2 protein-coding genes are annotated in these 2,716 nt (G+C 67.3%); one reads left to right on the top strand and one right to left on the bottom strand.

Annotated elements, in window-relative coordinates; all coding sequences use genetic code 11:
• Positions 1–8: 8 nt before the first annotated feature.
• Entirely contained in the window at positions 9–2,261 is a 2,253-nt protein-coding gene (locus tag DS837_RS31715) for a recombinase family protein (protein ID WP_149168384.1), read from the bottom strand.
• Positions 2,262–2,404: 143 nt separating this feature from the next.
• Here DS837_RS31715 and DS837_RS32985 point away from each other — a divergent pair.
• Positions 2,405–2,716 (top strand): hypothetical protein (locus tag DS837_RS32985; RefSeq protein ID WP_247890239.1); only part of this gene is annotated, 312 nt, incomplete at its 3' end.

Below are 2,716 nucleotides of genomic sequence, written 5' to 3'. Positions count from 1 at the left end.
GAACATCGTTATCCAAACTGCTCTGTTCCATGTCGGTTTCCTCCAACGGCGTTCGACGGAGCCATTTCATCGGTGGCTGAGCGTTCTTTCAGGCGCCACTCCCACTGACCACAGCCGCGTGTGGTTCGGAAGGCAATGTAGTTGCCGCGCCGAACGCGGGCCCAGACGGCGTCACGCTCCACTCCCATGTCCTCGGCCACCTCGGTGAGTGTCGGTAGCCCCCCGACCTCGGCGGAGCCATCGAGCCGCGCGATGTCCGCGTCCGTCAACTGAATCCACTGCTTGGAGCAAGGGCAGCGCTGGTCGCAGGCAAGGATCCCATGCTGCACCCAAATCTGCACCAGCGACGGCGAGATGCCCAGTCGCTTCGCCACCGCCTTGGCGGACAGGCGGCCGTCCGCCCGAGGCTCCAGCGAGCCGGTCCGGATCGGACAGCCGGTGGCAATGCCGTACTGCTTGCGCATGGAAAAGACGCGCTCGTAGGTCCAGTCCTTGCCGGTTCGCGTGCGCAGACCCTGCGCGTTGAGCTCGTGGGCGATCGCATGGTCGGGCAGCCCTCGGGCCAGGTCGCGGATGCGGGCGATCACCGCGGCGTCAGTGGTGGCGTGCAGGCCGATCGGCGGCAGGGGCGCCGTGTGCGTCGAGGTGGCGCCACCCATCCACAGAAGGACCACATCGACGCGACGTGCGATGCGATCGACCGTGACGGTCACGGCGGCAACCGCCAAGCGCAAAAGCCGCTTGCGATCGACGGCCGTGGTCGTGTCCGCTCGCCATAGACCAGGGAGATCGGCGGCAATCCGGCGCACCTCCTCCCGCTCGGCAGCGGTCAGCGGCATCAGATCGGTTCGTTGCAGCAAGGCGTATTCGCTGTCCAGCGTCTCCAGCGCGAGCAACGCTGCGTTCCACCGCCGTTCCAGCTCCCGGGCCACCAAGCGGTTGTCCGGATCGACGGCGTCGTATTGACGTTGGGCCAGGGCCACCTCGTACCGGGCGCGTTCCAGGCGCAGCTGCCAGTGCCGATTGACAACCTCCCGCTCGCGCTCCAGCGTTTCTAGGGCCGCCAGGGTGGCCTCGAGGCCAACCGGCGCCACCGCCTCCAGGAAAGCGGCAGCGACCACGCCGTCCAGCAGGCCCACCGGACAGGACTGGCATTGCCGCTCGCCGTAATCGACCTGGGCCCGGCGGCAATGATAGCTGTGGTACACGGAGCCGTAGTTCACAGCCATCCGGCGACCGCAGCGGCCACAGATGACCAGCCCGGTGAGCAGGGCAAGCCCTTCGCGCGGGGCACCGCGGCCTTTCCGGGCGAAGTTGTAGAGGTTGTCCTGCAGCGCCTGCCGGTTGGCGAGGTAGGCGTCGTAGGTCAGGTAGCCGGGGTAGACGTCGGGCACCATGATGTCCCACTCCGTCACGCCGATCCGGTGGTCGATCACCGTCGGCGGGTCTCCTGGCACGGCTTGGCGCCGCCGCCGACCATAGACGAAGACGCCGGCGTAAGCGGGGTTGGTGAGGATCTGCTGGATCATCTGGTAGGTCGGCCGCACCCACGTGATGGTGCCGGCGGTGGCCCCGGTTTGCGCGCATCGCGGCAAGGCCAGCCGGTTTTCCAGAAAGTGACGCTGTACGGCCCTGGCGTTGCGCAGCACAGCGAAGCGCTCGAACACCGTGGCGATGGCCAGACGCACGGCGTCATCCGGGTCCTGCACCACCACCCCGTCGGGGCGGCGCCGGAACCCGACCGGCAGGCGCAAAGCGAGTTCACCGCGGCGCGCCTTGTTCAGCAGGTTGCCGCGCATCCGGCCACGCAGAATGTGCAGCTCGGCGGCGAACAGGGTGCCCTTGACGCCCAACAAAAGCAGATCGTTAGGGTCCCGCGCGTCGTAGACGCCGTCTTCGTCAGCGATGAGGGTGCGGAAAACTCCGCACAGTTCGATGACGCGGTGCCAATCGCTGTTGCAGCGAGACAGGCGCGACACCTCGGTAACGAGGATGATGCCGACCTCGCCCAAACCGATGGCGGCGACCAGCTTCTGGAAGCCCGTCCGTTGCCGGCTGCTCGCACCGGAAAGGCCGAGATCCTCATCAATGACCCGGATCTGGGATGGCGGCCAGCCCATCACCTGAGCGCGCTCAGCCAACTGGTATTGGCGGCGGGTGCTCTCCTGGTTGCTCTGCACCTGCTTGGGCGTGGACTGGCGGATGTAGACGACCGCCTGCAGCTGCTGATGGCGGGCTTCGATCTTGGGCGAGAGGATCATGGAGCGTCTCCTTGCGGGCCATCCGGCCCGTCAGCCGGCGCCGCAGCAGGTCGCTCCACAGCGCGACCATCGGCCTCTGGGCCTCGAACGGCAGAATGCTCCACAGGATCGGGGTCGGGGTCGGGGTCGGGGTCGGGGTTGGCATGGCGAGCCTCCGCGCACGGGGATGTGCGGCAGGCTTCGACCAGTCGGACGAGGGTGCGCAGGCTTCCAGGCGTGAAGCGCAGGACCGGCATGACAGGCTCCTCGACACGGGCAGCTTCGGTCCACGCCAGCGGCATCATCTGCCGGTGGCCATCCTCTCCTTCAACGACCAGATCCGTGCCGACATCGCGTCGCAGCCGCCGTATGACCCGTACAACCCGCCCCAGCCACGGATGGTGCGGTGCGGTTACCCGGATCCATTGGACCTGAGCGCAGTTGCCCGACGCAATGTGTTGGCCGATGTGCCACCA

Source organism: Azospirillum brasilense (assembly GCF_008365405.1).
Classification (GTDB): Bacteria; Pseudomonadota; Alphaproteobacteria; order Azospirillales; family Azospirillaceae; genus Azospirillum; species Azospirillum brasilense_D.
Note: the sequence above shows the minus strand (reverse complement) of the source record. Positions and strands in the feature narration are given on the sequence as shown.

Coding starts and splice junctions, on each gene's coding strand:
- DS837_RS31715 (WP_149168384.1), bottom strand. CDS start 2,261: ATGATCCTCTCGCCCAAGATCGAAGCCCGCCATCAGCAGCTGCAGGCG.